General features: G+C 73.6%; 12 protein-coding genes. 5 read left to right on the forward strand and 7 right to left on the reverse strand.

Translation table 11 applies throughout. From position 1 onward, the window contains the following. Window positions 1-15: 15 nt before the first annotated feature. The 3 genes from ACIBK1_RS20665 to ACIBK1_RS20675 form a co-directional block, all read right to left on the reverse strand. Window positions 16-528, reverse strand: a complete 513-nt coding sequence (locus tag ACIBK1_RS20665) for a PH domain-containing protein (protein WP_030508563.1) — start codon at window positions 526-528, stop codon at window positions 16-18. Window positions 529-622: 94 nt separating this feature from the next. Beyond that, window positions 623-1,474 carry a biotin--[acetyl-CoA-carboxylase] ligase gene (locus tag ACIBK1_RS20670; RefSeq protein WP_030508562.1) on the reverse strand — a complete coding sequence of 284 codons (852 nt, stop codon included), beginning with the start codon at window positions 1,472-1,474 and terminating at the stop codon, window positions 623-625. Window positions 1,475-1,531: 57 nt separating this feature from the next. Continuing rightward, window positions 1,532-2,695, reverse strand: a complete 1,164-nt coding sequence (locus ACIBK1_RS20675; RefSeq protein ID WP_197042644.1) for a glycosyltransferase family 9 protein — start codon at window positions 2,693-2,695, stop codon at window positions 1,532-1,534. Between the two features lie 165 nt (window positions 2,696-2,860). Between ACIBK1_RS20675 and ACIBK1_RS20680 the strand changes: the two genes are divergently transcribed. The 3 genes from ACIBK1_RS20680 (at window position 2,861) to fdhD (ending at window position 6,126) form a co-directional block, all read left to right on the forward strand. After that, window positions 2,861-4,072: a glycosyltransferase gene (locus tag ACIBK1_RS20680; protein WP_051761812.1), complete on the forward strand. Its 1,212-nt coding sequence runs from the start codon at window positions 2,861-2,863 to the stop codon at window positions 4,070-4,072. After that, window positions 4,065-5,165 carry a glycosyltransferase family 9 protein gene (locus ACIBK1_RS20685; RefSeq protein ID WP_051761811.1) on the forward strand — a complete coding sequence of 367 codons (1,101 nt, stop codon included), beginning with the start codon at window positions 4,065-4,067 and terminating at the stop codon, window positions 5,163-5,165. The genes ACIBK1_RS20680 and ACIBK1_RS20685 overlap by 8 nt, the downstream gene beginning before the upstream one ends. A gap of 61 nt (window positions 5,166-5,226) precedes the next feature. Beyond that, a complete protein-coding gene (gene fdhD / locus ACIBK1_RS20690; RefSeq protein WP_030508559.1) occupies window positions 5,227-6,126 on the forward strand; it encodes a formate dehydrogenase accessory sulfurtransferase FdhD in 900 nt (299 codons plus the stop codon). 108 nt (window positions 6,127-6,234) lie between these two features. On the opposite strand, the gene ACIBK1_RS20695 is transcribed toward fdhD, so the two are convergent. From ACIBK1_RS20695 to ACIBK1_RS20710, 4 genes are all read right to left on the reverse strand, one after another. Next, window positions 6,235-8,871: a phosphoenolpyruvate carboxylase gene (locus tag ACIBK1_RS20695; RefSeq protein WP_030508558.1), complete on the reverse strand. Its 2,637-nt coding sequence runs from the start codon at window positions 8,869-8,871 to the stop codon at window positions 6,235-6,237. Between the two features lie 78 nt (window positions 8,872-8,949). Beyond that, window positions 8,950-9,423, reverse strand: coding sequence for a hypothetical protein (locus ACIBK1_RS20700; protein WP_030508557.1), 474 nt, complete (start codon window positions 9,421-9,423; stop codon window positions 8,950-8,952). 136 nt (window positions 9,424-9,559) lie between these two features. After that, window positions 9,560-11,143: a hypothetical protein gene (locus tag ACIBK1_RS20705; RefSeq protein WP_396736974.1), complete on the reverse strand. Its 1,584-nt coding sequence runs from the start codon at window positions 11,141-11,143 to the stop codon at window positions 9,560-9,562. Next, complete coding sequence (locus ACIBK1_RS20710) at window positions 11,122-11,883, reverse strand: ABC transporter ATP-binding protein (protein WP_396736977.1); 762 nt, start codon at window positions 11,881-11,883, stop codon at window positions 11,122-11,124. Before ACIBK1_RS20710 ends, ACIBK1_RS20705 begins: the two co-directional genes overlap by 22 nt. A 223-nt stretch (window positions 11,884-12,106) precedes the next feature. Here ACIBK1_RS20710 and ACIBK1_RS20715 point away from each other — a divergent pair, with 223 nt between their 5' ends. Together ACIBK1_RS20715 and ACIBK1_RS20720 are read left to right on the forward strand one after the other, a co-directional pair. Then, window positions 12,107-13,696 (forward strand): acyl-CoA carboxylase subunit beta, encoded by a 1,590-nt coding sequence (locus ACIBK1_RS20715; RefSeq protein ID WP_030508554.1) that lies wholly within the window; start codon window positions 12,107-12,109, stop codon window positions 13,694-13,696. Continuing rightward, window positions 13,693-13,917, forward strand: coding sequence for an acyl-CoA carboxylase epsilon subunit (locus tag ACIBK1_RS20720; protein ID WP_081903592.1), 225 nt, complete (start codon window positions 13,693-13,695; stop codon window positions 13,915-13,917). The genes ACIBK1_RS20715 and ACIBK1_RS20720 overlap by 4 nt, the downstream gene beginning before the upstream one ends. Window positions 13,918-14,110: the final 193 nt, after the last annotated feature.

A 14,110-nucleotide genomic window follows, 5' to 3' on the forward strand; every position in this document is an offset into this window, starting at 1 on the left:
AGGCCGCGCCGCGTTTCATTCCCCGTCGATGTTCCCGTCCGCGGCGTCCTCCACCAGCCGGAACAGCTCGTGCCGCACCCGCTGGATCTGGGGGATGTCGCGATAGTCGATGTCGCCCTTCTCCGAGGCCGACTCGACCCGGAGCGTGCCGCATCCGAGGATGCGCTCCAGGAGCCGCTGGTCGGAGCTCACGCTGCTCACCTTGGCCAGCGGGATGTCGTCCTCCGACTTGTTCAGCACGCCCGTGCTGATCGCGAAGCGGTGCGAGGTCAGCGTGTACGACGTCGTCACCCAGCGCAGATAGGGGACGATCGTCCACAGGACCAGCGCCACGAAGGCGACCACGGCCACCGCGCCGCGGGCGTATCCCGCGTACTCGTAGTCGCCGGGGATGAAGATGAAGGCCGCGACGGCGGCGGCCAGCACGACGACGAGGGCGAGGACCGGAAGGATCAGTCGCTTCCAGTGCGGATGGAACGATAGAACGACGCGCTCGCCGTCGGCCAAGTAGTGATCCGGGAGACCCATGGCGCAAATCGTGACACGATCGCCGGTCGATTGCATGCGTTCGCCTGATCACCCGGCGGCTCCGATCACGCGGAAGCCCTGATCACCCGGCAGCTCAGGCCGCCGGGCCGGTCTCCGGCCCCGGACCCTTGCGGACGTGGACGACGTCGCCCGCGCTGAGCGTGTGCTCCCCGTCGCCGGCACGCACGACCAGATGGCCGGACGCGTCGACGCCGGTCGCCAGGCCGGTCAGCACCCGCTCGCCGGGCAGCTCGACCCTGACCTCCTGGCCCACGGTGGACGACCAGGCGAGGTAGGCGGCACGCAGGCCCGATGCGTCCGGGTCGCCGTCGGCGGCCTTCCAGTCGCGGTAGTGCGACTCGACCTCCCGCAAGATCGCGCGCAGCAGCGGATCGCGGTCGGTGCAGGCGGCGTTCTCGACGGCGAGGGACGTGGCCCGATCCACGGGCAGCTCCTCCGGCCGCAGCGAGACGTTGAGCCCCATGCCGACGACCACCATGCGGTCCACCCGCTCGGCCAGGATCCCGGCGAGCTTGCGCTCCCCCACCATGAGGTCGTTGGGCCACTTGAGCCGCACGTCGATCTCCGCGATCCGCCGTACGGCCGAGGCGGCGGCGAGGCCGACCAGCAGCGCCAGCCAGCCCTGCCGGGCGAGCGGCACCTCCGGCCGCAGCAGCATCGAGAACGTCAGCCCGGAGCGCGGCGGCGCGGTCCACGGGCGTCCGAGCCTGCCCCGGCCGGCGAACTGCGACTCCGCGACGAGCACGGCGCCCTCGGCCGGGCTCTCGCGCACGGTCCTGGCCAGGTCGGCGTTGGTGGAGCCGGTCCGCTCGACGACGCGTATGGACGACCACAGCGAGCCCGGGCGCACCAGCGCCCTGGTCAGCGCGGTCTCGGACAGCGGAGGCCGGTCGAGATCGGCGTACGGCGAGTCGGGCACGCACATCAGGCTATCGGCCGCAGGACCCGCCTCCGCCGCCCCGTCCGTCGGCCGGAGGCGCGATCACCGGGCGTCCCGGGCGCCCGCCGGGGTCCGCCACCAGGGACCGCCGCGCTCGTCGGTCAGGCGCAGCGCCTCGGCGGCCACCTGCTCGGGCGGGATGTCGAGGCAGTCGTGGGCGAAGGGGCAGGCGAACTGGCGGCAGGGCGAGCAGGCGGTGGGCACCGTGAGGATCGACGCCGGGCCGAACCGCGGCCGATACTGCTCCACCTGCTCGGTGCCGGCGAACAGCACGACCACGGGCGTGCCGAGCGCGCTGGCCAGGTGTGCCCCGCCGCTGTTGTTGCACACCACCACGTCGACGGCGTCGATGAGCGCCGCCAGGACCGGCACGTCGAACCGTCCGGGCAGCAGGACGGCGCCGGGCACATCGGCGCCGGTCGCCTCGACGAGCGACGCCTCGCGGGCCGTGCCCGCCACGAGGACCCGCAGCCCGGCGGCCGTGAGCAGCCCGGCCACCTGGGCGAACCGATCCGCCGGGTAGCGCCGCGCGGAGCAGGAGGCCCCCGGAAGGATGAGCGCGCACGGCCGCCTTCCGTGGCCCTCTGCGTGGCCGTCCCCATGCCCGTCCGCCTGCCCGTCCGTCTGCCCGTCCACCTGCCGGTCCGTCTGCCCCTCCATGCGCCCGTCGCCTGTGGGTCCGCCGCCGAGCAGGCGGCGGGCCGTACGGGCCGCCTCTGCGGGCACGCGTACGCGCAGCCTGCCCTCGACCGGAGGGACGCCCACCCGTTCGAGCATGTGCAGCGCGCGATCCACCTGGTGGGTCTCGTCCGGCGGCGAGGGCACCCAGTGGGTCAGCCCCGCCCCGCCGAACTCCTTGGACATGCCGACCCTCACGGGCAGTCCGGCGAGCCTGCAGAGGTTCCCGGCCGGCCAGGGGGCCTGCGAGAACGAGGTCAGGATCACCGCCGCCTCGTAGCCGCCCCACCCGATCCGTTCAACGAGATCCAGGTCGTCGGTGACCGGGACGTCCTCACCGCCCGTCTTCTGCCACGAGACCGAGGCGGTGAGCACGCCGTCCACCTCGGGGAGCAGCGCGGCGGCCGCGGCGCCCGCGGGGGTGGCCAGCAGGTCGAGCCGGGCCCGGGGAGCGGCCCGCCGCAGCGATCGCAGCGCCGGGCCCGCCATCACCACGTCGCCGACGTTGTCCGGCCTGATCACGAGCACGCGGGCGAGCCTCCGCCACGGGACAGGTGGGCCTGTGAGCGCCGCGGGATGCTCCATCTCCTGCGCGTACCCCCCGAAAACGAGACATAAAGCCCCGTAAATGCATGGTTTGCCCTGAAAGTCCGTCGGGCACCTCCCCCGCAGCGACGCCGGGGAGGGGGAGGCGTGAGCGTGACGGAGGGTGGCCGGATCCGCGTGGCCATGGTCCACGGTCCCGGGCCCGCCGACCGCGACGGCGTCGGCGACTACGTCGAACGGCTCGTCCGCGCGCTCGGCGACGCCGGAGTCGAGGCGGTGGGGGTGCCCGTGGGGTCGCCGGGGGCCCGCTCCCCCTGGCACTGGCTGCCGGCCACGCTCGGCGCCGCCCGCCGGGTGCGGCGGCTGCGCCCGGACGTGGTCCACGTGCAGTTCGCCCCTTCGGCCTACCGGTTCTCGGGCCTGCCCGGGCTGCTGCCACCCCTGCTGCCGCCCGGCGTGCCGCTGGTGACCACCCTCCACGAGTACGGCTGGTGGGCGGCCCCCGGATGGGTGCCCGGCCCCGCCTGGCGGCCCCTGGAACGCGCCCGCCTGTGGGACCGGGAGACCGGGCGGCTGGTGCCCGCCAGCGCCCTCGTGGTCGTGACGAACGCCTCCCACGCCCGGCAGGTCAGGCGGCGCGTCGGGGCAGCCGCCGTGGAGGTGCCGCTGGCGCCGAACGTGGTGGATCACGGCGGCGGACGGCAGGCGCGCGTGCGGGTGCGCGACCGGCTCGGCACGGGGCCGGAGGACCCGCTGCTCGCCTTCTTCGGGTTCGTGCACCCCGTGAAGGGCGTGCGGCAGCTCGTCGAGGCCCTGCCCGCGCTGCGGGCGGCCCGCCCCCGCCTGCGCCTGCTGGTCGTGGGCGGCTTCACCTCCCAGGCGCTGCCGGAGGCCGAGGCGCGGGCCTTCCGGGCGGAGCTGGAGGCGCTCGCCGCGCGGCACGGCGTCGCGGACGCGGTGACGTTCACCGGGCACCTGCCCGCCGCCCGGGTGTCGGAGTTCCTGCACGCGGCGGACGCCGGGGTGCTGCCCTTCACCGCCGGGGTGACGACCAAGAGCGGCGCGCTGCTCACGATGCTGGCGCACGGGCTGCCGACCGCGGTCACCGTGCCGGACGAGCCCGACCCCGCCCTCCCGCTCGGAGAGGCCGTCGCCGTGATCAGGGCCCGCCGCGACCCCGCCGCCATCGCGGACGCCGTCGCGCCGCTGCTCGACGGCTCCGGGCCGGGGCGGCGCATGGGGAGGGCGGCCCGGCGGCTCGCCGCCCGCCACTCCTGGTCCCGGGTCGCCGCCGCCCACCGCGAGCTGTACGAGACCCTGGCCGGCCCCGGTCGTCCGCCCGGCCGCCCGGATGCGTGAGCCGTACCGGGAGATCCTGGTGGTCGACCTGCTCGGCGGGATCGGCGACCTGGTCATGCTCCTGCCCGTCGTGCACGGCCTGGCCCGCGCGAACCCCGGCGGGTCGCTGCGCGTGCTCACCCACGAGCCCGGAGCCGCACTCCTGCGCGGCGACCCCGCCGTCACGCGGGTGCTCACCCCCCGCCACGGCGGCGCGGGCGCGGCACGGGAGGCGGTGGCCGAGGCGCTGGCCGCACGGCGTCCGGATCTCGCGGTCACCTCCACCCGCTACGACGGCATCCCGGATCTCCTCGCCGCCTCGGGCGCCCGGTGCGTCACCGACCTGTGGCGCCGCCCGCCCCCTGACGAGCCCGTCGGCGAGCGCTACCTGCGCATCCTGCTCGCCGAGGGCCTGCTGCGGCCCGAGGACGTGGCGCTCCGGCCCGCCGTGCGCCTGACGCCGGCCGAGATCGCGTACGGCGAGAGCGCGCTCGCCCGCCGCCTTCCCGCCGGCACACCGACAGGCACGGCGCGGCCCCCGGTCGTGCTGGTCACGGACGCGGGCATGGACGTGAAGCGGTGGCCCGCCGGGCGCTGGCGGGAACTCGCCGCGCTGCTGGCCCGGCGCGGCCACCCCCTGCTCACGCCCGGCGCGCGGCCCGCACGCGGCGCGGTGGACGCGGCACCCGGCCCGGAGGTCGCCGTGCTGCCGCGGTGCGGCCTGCGGGGGCTCGCCGCGTGCTTCGCCGCCGTCGCGCGCCGGGGCGGCGTGGTCGTGGGCGGCGACACCGGGCCGCTGCGGCTGGCCGCGGCCGCCGGAGCGGCCACCGTCGGGCTGTTCGGGCCCACCTGGGCCGGCCGGTATGGCATCGGCCCTGGGGACCGAGGAGGCTTCCGGGACGCAGCGAGCTCCGCCGACCTGCAGGGGCTGCCGGGCTGCCCGCACCGCAGGCCCGCGGCCATCACCGAGCAGCCGTGCTGGTGGACGGCCTGCTGCCCGCTGTCCCCGGCGGGCCCCGCCTGCATGGCCGACATCCCCGTGGCGTCCGTCGTGCGCGCCGTGACCCGCCTGTGCGCCGGTTCCCCCGCGCGCCACCCGGCGGGCGACGGCTGACTCGCGGCGTGGCAGGCTGCGTACGGGAGAGAAGGCAGCCATGCCGCCGAGGAGGAGACAGATGGAATTGGACGGCGCGGCGCGGCCCACTGCCCGTCCGGGGCCCGTCACGCGGTCACGCGTCCGCAGGGTGTCCGGATCGGCCGTACGCGACCGGCGTGACGACCTCGCCACGGAGGAGCCGCTGGAGATCCGGCTCCTGGCCGGAGGCGAGAGCCGTACGGTGGCGATCACGATGCGGACGCCGGGCGCGGACTTCGAGCTCGCGGCGGGGTTCCTGCACGGTGAAGGGATCGCCGGCCCCGGCGACATCGCCGCGATCGGCTACTGCACGGACGAGGACCTGGACCCAGAGGCGCGCTACAACACGGTGACCGTGCGGCTCACCGCCTCCCGGCTCCCCGACCTCGGCGCCGCGGCGCGGAACTTCGTGACGTCGAGCGCGTGCGGCGTCTGCGGCACGGCGAGCCTCGACGCCCTGCGCGACCGCTGCGCCGTGCCGGCCGCGCGCACGCCGGTCGCCGTGTCCGCCACGACCGTGTACGGCCTGCCCGACCGGCTGCGGGAGGCCCAGGGGGTGTTCGGCAGGACGGGCGGGCTGCACGCCGCCGGGCTGTTCACACCCGACGGCACACCGCTGGCCGTGCGGGAGGACGTGGGACGGCACAACGCCGTCGACAAGCTGGTCGGCTGGGCGCTGCTCGGCGGCCGGACCCCCCTCGACCGGCACGTCCTGCTGGTCAGCGGCCGGGTCGGCTACGAGATCATGCAGAAGGCCGCGAGCGCCGGGATCCAGGTCGTGTGCGCCGTGTCCGCGCCCTCCTCGCTCGCCGTCGACCTGGCGCGCGAGTTCGGCGTCACGCTCGTGGGGTTCCTGCGGGAGGAGCGCTTCAACATCTACGCCTGCCCGGAGCGGATTGAGGTCGGGCGGATCGAGGTCGAGCAGGCCGAGACCGCCTGACCCCGCTCCCGCGCCACCGGCGGCAGGGTCCCGACCGGCCGGACCGGCGGGACCCTCCCGAGGTGGTCGCCGGAGCCGCGAGCAGGCTCGCGGCGCCGGCGGGCGTCGTCAGCCGGTGTTCTGCAGGCCGGCCGCGACGCCGTTCACGCTGAGCAGCAGCAGCGTGGACAGGCGCTCACGCTCCTCCTCCGACAGGTCGCCCGGCGCCCGCAGCGCCGACAGCGCCCGCAGCTGCAGGTGGCTGAGCGCGTCCACGTAGGGGTCGCGGAGCTGCACGGCCCGCGACAGCACGCGCCGGTTCTCCAGCAGGCGGGCGTGGCCGGTCACCTCCAGCACGAGCCGCCTCGTCAGGTCGTACTCCTCCAGGACCTGCTCGGCGAAGTCGCTCCGACCGCCCAGGGCCAGGTAGCGGGACGCGATCGAGCGGTCGGTCTTGGCCAGTGACATCTCCGCGTTGTCCAGCATCGCGGCGAACAGCGGCCACTCCTGGTAGGCCGAGCGCAGCTCGGCCATTCCGCCGTCGGTGACCACGGCGGCCAGGCCGCTGCCCAGGCCGTACCAGCCGGGGAGGTTGACCCGCGTCTGGGCCCACGAGAACACCCACGGGATGGCCCGCAGGTCGTCCAGCGAGCGGGGCGCGCCGAGGCCGCGCCGCGCGGGCCGGGAGCCGAGCCGCAGGGATCCGAGCTCCTCCAGCGGGCTGACCAGCGCGAACCACTCGGGGAAGCCGGACGCCTCGGTCAGCGACCGGTAGGCGCTCTCGGAAGCGGCGGCCACGGTGTCGGCCAGCCGGCGGAACTTCGCCGCCGCGGCGGCCGTGCTCGCCTCCACCGCGGAGGTGGACGCGAGCATCACGGCGTTGGTGACCTGCTCGATGTGCCGCTTGGCGATCGCCGAGTGGCCGTAGCGCGCGAAGATGACCTCGCCCTGCTCGGTGACCTTGAACCGGCCGGCCACCGATCCCGGGGCCTGGGCGAGCACGGCCCGGTTGGCCGGGCCGCCGCCACGGCCGAGCGCGCCGCCCCGGCCGTGGAAGAGCGTGAGCGTGACGTCGTTGGCCGCGGCCCAGGCGGTCAGCGCCGCCTGCGCGTCGTACAGGCGCAGGGTGGCCGCCGCCGGGCCGAGTTCCTTGGCCGAGTCGGAGTAGCCGAGCATGACCTCCATGCGCCGCCCGTTGTCGGCGAGCCGCCGGCGCACGGGCTCCAGCTTGACCATGCCCTCCAGCACGGCGCTGGAGTTGTCCAGGTCCTCGCCCGACTCGAACAGGGGGACCACGTCGAGCACCGGGGCGCGGTCGCCTAAGGCGTGCCTGGCCAGCTCGTAGACGGCCGCGATGTCGTCGGCGGAGCGGGTGAACGAGACGACGTAGCGGGAGCAGGCGGTCACGCCGAAGCGCTCCTGGATCCACCCGATCACCCGGATCGTGGCCAGGACCTCCTCGGTGCGCTCCGACACCGTGCCGGAGGCGATCTCCTTGAGCGCCGCCGCGTGCACCGCCGAGTGCTGGCGCACCTCCAGCTCCGCCAGGTGGAAGCCGAACGTCTCGACCTGCCAGATCAGGTGCTGCAGCTCGCCGTACGCCTGCCGTACGGCGCCGGCCCCGCGCAGGGAGTCCTGCATGAGCCGCAGGTCGGCCAGCAGCTCGGCGGGCGCGCGATAGGCGAGGTCGAGGTCGCGGCGCCGGGTCGCGGCGATCCTGGCCGCCACGAACATCAGCCACTGGCGGTGCGGCTCCCGCGGCGACCGGGTGGCCATCTCCGACACCAGGTCGGGGTGGTCGTCCTCGGCCTGCGCGAGCGCGGCCCGCAGCTCGGCGGACGGCGGCGTGAAGACACTGGCGAGGGTGAGCGACCTGCCGATCCGGGTGGCCGCGTTCTCCAGTGCGATCAGCACGTGCTCGGCCTGGATCTGGATGGCCTCCCTGGTCACCTTGGCGGTGACGTTAGGGTTGCCGTCGCGGTCGCCGCCGATCCAGCTTCCGTAGCGGATGTACGCCTTGGCCAGCGGCTCCCGCGTCCCGGTGCCGGACCCGAGCGCCGCGTCGAGCGAGCGGTAGATCAGCGGCACGGTGCGGAACAGCGTCTCGTCGAACGCCGCCATCGCCGTACGGACCTCGTCCAGCGGGTCGAGCTTGGTGTGGCGGAGCTGGGCGCTCCTCCACAGGATGTCGATCTCCTCAAGCAGCCGCCGGTGGGCCTCCTCCCGCTCGGCCGCGCCCCGTCCGGGGGCGTTGTAGGCGTCGAGCTGGGCGCTGATCCGCTGGATGGCGGTGACGATCGCCCGCCGCCGCGCCTCCGTGGGGTGGGCGGTCAGCACGGGCCGGAACTCCAGCCCGTCGATCAGGTCCTGGAGCCGGTCGTCCCCCCGCAGCCGCTGCACGGCCTCCGCGAGGGACTCGCGCAGCGGCACGTCGTCCTGGTCGCGCTGCCGCAGGGTGCGGATGCGGTAGTGCTCCTCGGCGAGGTTCGCGAGATGGAAGTAGCAGGTGAAGGCGCGGGCGATCTGCACGGCGCGGTCCACGGGCCATTCGGCCACCAGGGCCGCGACCTCGTCCGCCGTCGTCTCCTGACGGCGGGCCGCGATCACCGCCTTTCTGAGCCGTTCTACGTCGGCGAGGAGGTCGGGGCCGCCGTGCTCGGCGATCACCTGACCCAGTAGTCCACCCAATAGGCGCACGTCAGCGCGGAGTTCGTCCGGCATCTCCGCTACGGCGTTGTGTCGTTCGGCAGGAGCGATGGCGGCCATGTTTGGAAGGCTAGCGAATCCCGCTCGGTGGCTTGAGGGCGGTCTCACCAATTGGACTAGACCACTCGAACGCGCAGGTCAGACCGGGCGCGCGTCCGGGGTGCGGAGCGCCTCGGCCGGGGCGTGCGGGAGCGCCCTGAACCGGCGGGTGAGGTGCTGGGCGAGCCGCCCGTGCGCCACCACGATCGCGGCGAACGCCACGACCAGCATCGTGATCGGTGTCAGCTGATCGTCGTCGGCCAGGACGATGATCTTGGCGTCGCCGAGCCCCGTCCTCGCGGCCATCAGTCCCGTGAGCGCCGCGGTCACCCAGCGACCGGCATGCATGATCGCCGGACGTGCGGCCGCGGTCACCGCGGCAGGCAGGGCCAGCACGACGAAAGCGACGAGGATCGCGACCGTGCCCGCCAGGGACATGCCGGTCAGTCCGCCGACGGCCAGCGCGATGCCCCGCATCAGGAGGCGCGCCAGCCCCCCGATCACCAGCCCGCTCAGTGCCGCCGCGGCCACCGGCGCCCAGATCACACGGCCCAGCGGCCTGCCATCGCGCATTACTTCCTCCTTAGAACGGTCCAAACGGTTATAGAGGCGGGCCATATCGCCCGCAATACCGCAAGGACTTCGCGATCGCTCCGTTACACGAGGCGCGGCAGAACAACGCGGCGGAACAACGCGCGGAACAACACGGTCAGGTGGGACGGGAGACGGCGGCGAGGAGTTCGGGGAGGCGGGCGAAGCCGATGCCGGAGGCGATCCTGCGGCCCGCCCAGGCGGCCGCCACGCCGTACGGCACGGCGAGCACGGCCCACCAGGTCAGGCCGAACAGGACCGGCAGCACCACCGGCAGCGTGAGCACGCCGGTGACGAGCATCGTGGCGAAGGAGGCCGCGAACGCCTGCCCGCCCTGCCCAGGAGCGGCGCCGCTGAAGGCGTTCAGGCGAGCGGGATAGGTGTACGGCGCGGTCACGCTGGTGATCGCGCCGACGCCCATGGCGACTCCGAGCACGCCCCAGGCGATCGGGGCCGCGGCGAGGGCCCAGACCGCGTCGCCCGCCACCAGGGCGGCGAACAGCGACACCAGGGCCAGCAGGGGCACGCCGATGACCGCCATGGCCAGGTGCCGCCCGGCCAGGTCGGTGCGCACGTCGCGCGGGGTGGAGAACGCCACGGCGTTCATCCACAGCGACCCGCCGTCGATCCCGAAGGAGTTGCCCGCCTGCAGCCCGATCATGACGGCCGCCAGGCAGGCGGGTCCCAGCACCGATCCCAGCCCGGCCCCGCCGTCCTGTCCGTGCAGGGAAAGCGTGACGATCACGGTGACGAACAGCGCGACGATCCAGTTCACCCGGCCCCGCGGCTCGCGCCCGGCGTACTTCAGCTCCTTGGCGACGACGGCGCCGAGCATGCCGTCAGGCAGGAACCTGCCGATCGAAACCCGTCCGGACCGCCGGACGGAGCCGCCGCTCCCGGTGGAAGCGTCGGGCCGCACCAGCGCGTGCCGCAGCGCGACGATCCACAGCCACGCCAGTACGACGACCGCCATCGCGACGACGATCAGTTCGGCGACGCCGATGAGGCCGCCGTCGGCGATCGCGTGCGCGGCCAGCCCCGGCGGCGTCCACCGCAGGACGTCCCCCGCCGACGCCAGGATCCGCGTGGGGTCGCCCGACAGGCCGCGGTTGACCAGCAGGTTGGGCAACTGGACGAGCAGCACCACGAAGATGGCGGCGACCGCGAGCAGGTCACGCCCCCGGCGAGTGCGCAGCACGCCGGACAGCGCGGTGGTCACCAGGCGGGAGGCCGTGAGGCAGAAGGCGAACTGGAGGACCACCGCGGGCACCCCGAGCAGCACTCCGCCCGGCCCGTGGGAGAGCGCGACCACGCCGCCGAACAGCGCGGCCAGCGAGGCGACCGGCCACGCCCCGGTCGCCGACGCCGCCAGCATGCCGGTCGCGAGCTGCCGGGTGGTCAGCGGGAACACGGCCAGCCGGGCCGGGTCGAGCGTCTCGTCCAGCCCGAACGCCGTCAGCGGCACGACGATCCACCCGACGGCGAACACCGCGAACGCCACCGTCACCAGGTCGAGGGCGACGCCGGACGGCGCGAGCCGGATGAGGGACAGCAGCGCGAACCCCGCGACGGCGGCGAGAAGGGCGGCGGCCAGCGAGAAGACGAAACCCGCCTGCTTGCCGGCGTCGCCGCGCAGGCCCCCGCGCACCAGGCTGAGCTTCAGCCGGACGAACAGCCAGGTCATGCCGGCGACCCGAGCCACGACAGGCCCTCCTCCCCGTTGCCGCGCGCGCCGACGAGGTCGAGGAACGCCTCGTTGAGCGTGCGGCCCCGCCGAACGTCGTCGAGCGGGCCCTGCGCGACGACGAGGCCCCGGTTCATCACCGACACCCAGTCGCACAGCCGCTCGACCAGGTCCATCACATGGCTGGAGAAGACGACGGTGGAGCCCGAGGCGGTGTATCTGCGCAGCACCTCGATCAGCGTGTTGGCGGACACGGGGTCGACGCCCTCGAACGGCTCGTCGAGGAACAGCACGCCCGGGTTGTGCAGCAGCGCCGCAGCGAGGCCGATCTTCTTGCGCATGCCGGTGGAGTAGTCGACCACCAGCTTGTCCCGCGCCTCGACCAGGTCCATGACCCTGAGCAGCTCGTCGGCGCGCCTGCCGACCTCGTCGATGGGGATGCCGCGCAGCTGGCCGCCGTACATCAGCAGTTCGCGGCCGGACAGCCGTTCGAACAGCCGCAGGCCCTCGGGCAGCACGCCGATGCGCGCCTTGACGCTGACGGGGTCGGCCCACACGTCGTGGCCGTCGATCTCGATCCGCCCGCCGTCCGGCCGCAGCAGCCCGGTGATCATGCTCAGCGTGGTCGTCTTGCCCGCGCCGTTGGGACCGACCAGCCCGGTGAAGCTGCCCCTCGGCACGACCAGGTCGACCCCGCCGACCGCCACCTGGTGCCCGAAGCGCTTGTACAACCCCTGTGTGCGTACGGCATCCGTCATGGAGCCCCCACTCGTATAAAGCCGTCGTAAAGCCGAACGAACGGCATGCGAGCCGCGTTCCTCCGGGGAGTTCCCGCCCGGCCAAATGCGATCCCGGTGAGCGCGACCCGGAGCGACCGCGCGACGCCGGTCTGGTTACCCTGTCGGCCATGGATTCGACGCGACCCGGAGCGGCGTTCGGGACCCGAGGGCCGCTGAGCATACGAGGAACGGTGAGCGGGCGATGAGCGCCGAACACGCCCCCGAGATCGATATCCACACCACCGCCGGCAAGATCGCCGATCTGGAGCGCCGCCGGCGCGAGGCGGCCCACGCCGGCTCCCAGCGGTCGGTGGAGAAGCAGCACGCCAAGGGCAAGATGACGGCCCGCGAGCGGCTGGCGGCCTTCCTCGACGAGGGCTCCTTCGTCGAGTTCGACGAGCTGGCCAGGCACCGGGCCACCGCCTTCGGCCTCGACCGCGAGCGCCCGTACGGCGACGGGGTCGTCACCGGGTACGGCACGGTGGACGGGCGGCCGGTCGCGGTGTTCGCGCAGGACTTCACCGTGTTCGGCGGCTCACTCGGCGAGGTCTTCGGCGAGAAGATCGTCAAGGTCATGGACCACGCGCTCAAGACCGGCTGCCCGGTGATCGGCATCAACGACTCGGGTGGGGCGCGCATCCAGGAGGGCGTGGTCTCCCTCGGCCTGTACGCCGAGATCTTCAAGCGCAACGTGCACGCCTCCGGCGTGGTCCCGCAGATCTCGCTGATCATGGGGCCGTGCGCGGGCGGCGCCGTGTATTCCCCCGCGCTGACCGACTTCGTCCTGATGGTGCAGGAGAAGTCGCACATGTTCATCACCGGGCCGGACGTCATCAAGACCGTCACCGGCGAGGAGGTGACGTTCGAGGAGCTGGGCGGTGCGCACACGCACAACTCGCGCTCCGGCGTCGCCCACTACGAGGCCTCCGACGAGCAGGACTGCCTCGACTTCGCCAGGGCGCTGCTGTCGTATCTGCCGTCCAACAACATGGACGATCCGCCCGCCTTCGACGTCGAGGCGGACCTGGAGACGTCCGACGAGGACCGCGAGCTCGACACGCTCATCCCCGACTCGGCCAACCAGCCGTACGACATGCACACGGTCATCGAGCACGTCCTCGACGACGGCGAGTTCCTGGAGGTCCACGCGGGTTTCGCGCCGAACATCGTCGTCGGCTTCGGCCGGGTCGAGGGGCGTTCGGTGGGCGTCGTCGCCAACCAGCCGATGAGCTTCGCCGGCACGCTCGACATCGACGCCTCCGAGAAGGCCGCCCGGTTCGTGCGCACCTGCGACGCCTTCAACATCCCGGTGCTCACCTTCGTCGACGTGCCGGGCTTCCTTCCGGGCACCGGCCAGGAGTGGAACGGCATCATCCGGCGCGGCGCCAAGCTGCTCTACGCCTACGCCGAGGCGACCGTCCCGCTGGTCACCGTCATCACCCGCAAGGCGTACGGCGGGGCGTACGACGTCATGGGGTCCAAGCACCTCGGCGCGGACGTCAACCTGGCCTGGCCCACCGCCCAGATCGCCGTGATGGGAGCCCAGGGGGCGGTCAACATCCTCTATCGGCGCGAACTGGCCGCCGCCGACGAGCCGGACGCCGCGCGGGCCCGTTTCATCAGCGAGTATGAGGACACGCTGGCCAATCCGTATCTCGCCGCCGAGCGCGGCTATGTGGACGCGGTCATCCGGCCCTCGGACACCCGGGTCCAGGTCGTCCGCGCGCTGCGCGCCCTCCGTAACAAGCGGGCCTCGCTGCCCCCGAAAAAGCACGGGAACATTCCACTGTGAGCAGCCGAGAGCCGTTTCTCAGCATTGTCCGGGGGGACGCCACCCCTGAGGAGACCGCCGCGCTCGTCGCCGCGCTGGCGGCACGGGCGGCGGCGGGCGCCGCCCGGCCGGCGGCACCGCGATCAAGCCCGGGAAACTGGAGAAATCCGGCACATCGGCTGCGGGTGGGTCTCCCGCACGGCCCGGGAGCCTGGCGTGGGGCCTTCTTCCCCGGCGGGTGAGACGTCTTTCGACGCCATCGGCGACGACTACGGACCGATTACATCGCCGGAACAGGGTGTCAACTGGCTCAAGAGTTGGGACTATCTAGAAAGCGGGGGAATATAGTCAGCCGATCAACTAGTGACGAGTCCTGGAGGACACCATGGCCATCCCGGACTTCAGCGCACATGGCATTGCCGCAAAGTATGCCGT

The sequence above is a fragment of the Microbispora rosea genome, assembly GCF_044460045.1.
Taxonomy (GTDB): Bacteria; Actinomycetota; Actinomycetes; order Streptosporangiales; family Streptosporangiaceae; genus Microbispora; species Microbispora rosea.

Excerpts from the sequence above, each read along its gene's own strand:
- ACIBK1_RS20665 (WP_030508563.1), bottom strand. The coding sequence starts at position 528 with ATGGGTCTCCCGGATCACTACTTGGCCGACGGCGAGCGCGTCGTTCTA.
- ACIBK1_RS20670 (WP_030508562.1), bottom strand. The coding sequence starts at position 1,474 with ATGTGCGTGCCCGACTCGCCGTACGCCGATCTCGACCGGCCTCCGCTG.
- ACIBK1_RS20685 (WP_051761811.1), top strand. The coding sequence starts at position 4,065 with ATGCGTGAGCCGTACCGGGAGATCCTGGTGGTCGACCTGCTCGGCGGG.
- fdhD (WP_030508559.1), top strand. The coding sequence starts at position 5,227 with ATGGAATTGGACGGCGCGGCGCGGCCCACTGCCCGTCCGGGGCCCGTC.
- ACIBK1_RS20695 (WP_030508558.1), bottom strand. The coding sequence starts at position 8,871 with ATGGCCGCCATCGCTCCTGCCGAACGACACAACGCCGTAGCGGAGATG.
- ACIBK1_RS20700 (WP_030508557.1), bottom strand. The coding sequence starts at position 9,423 with ATGCGCGATGGCAGGCCGCTGGGCCGTGTGATCTGGGCGCCGGTGGCC.
- ACIBK1_RS20710 (WP_396736977.1), bottom strand. The coding sequence starts at position 11,883 with ATGACGGATGCCGTACGCACACAGGGGTTGTACAAGCGCTTCGGGCAC.
- ACIBK1_RS20715 (WP_030508554.1), top strand. The coding sequence starts at position 12,107 with ATGAGCGCCGAACACGCCCCCGAGATCGATATCCACACCACCGCCGGC.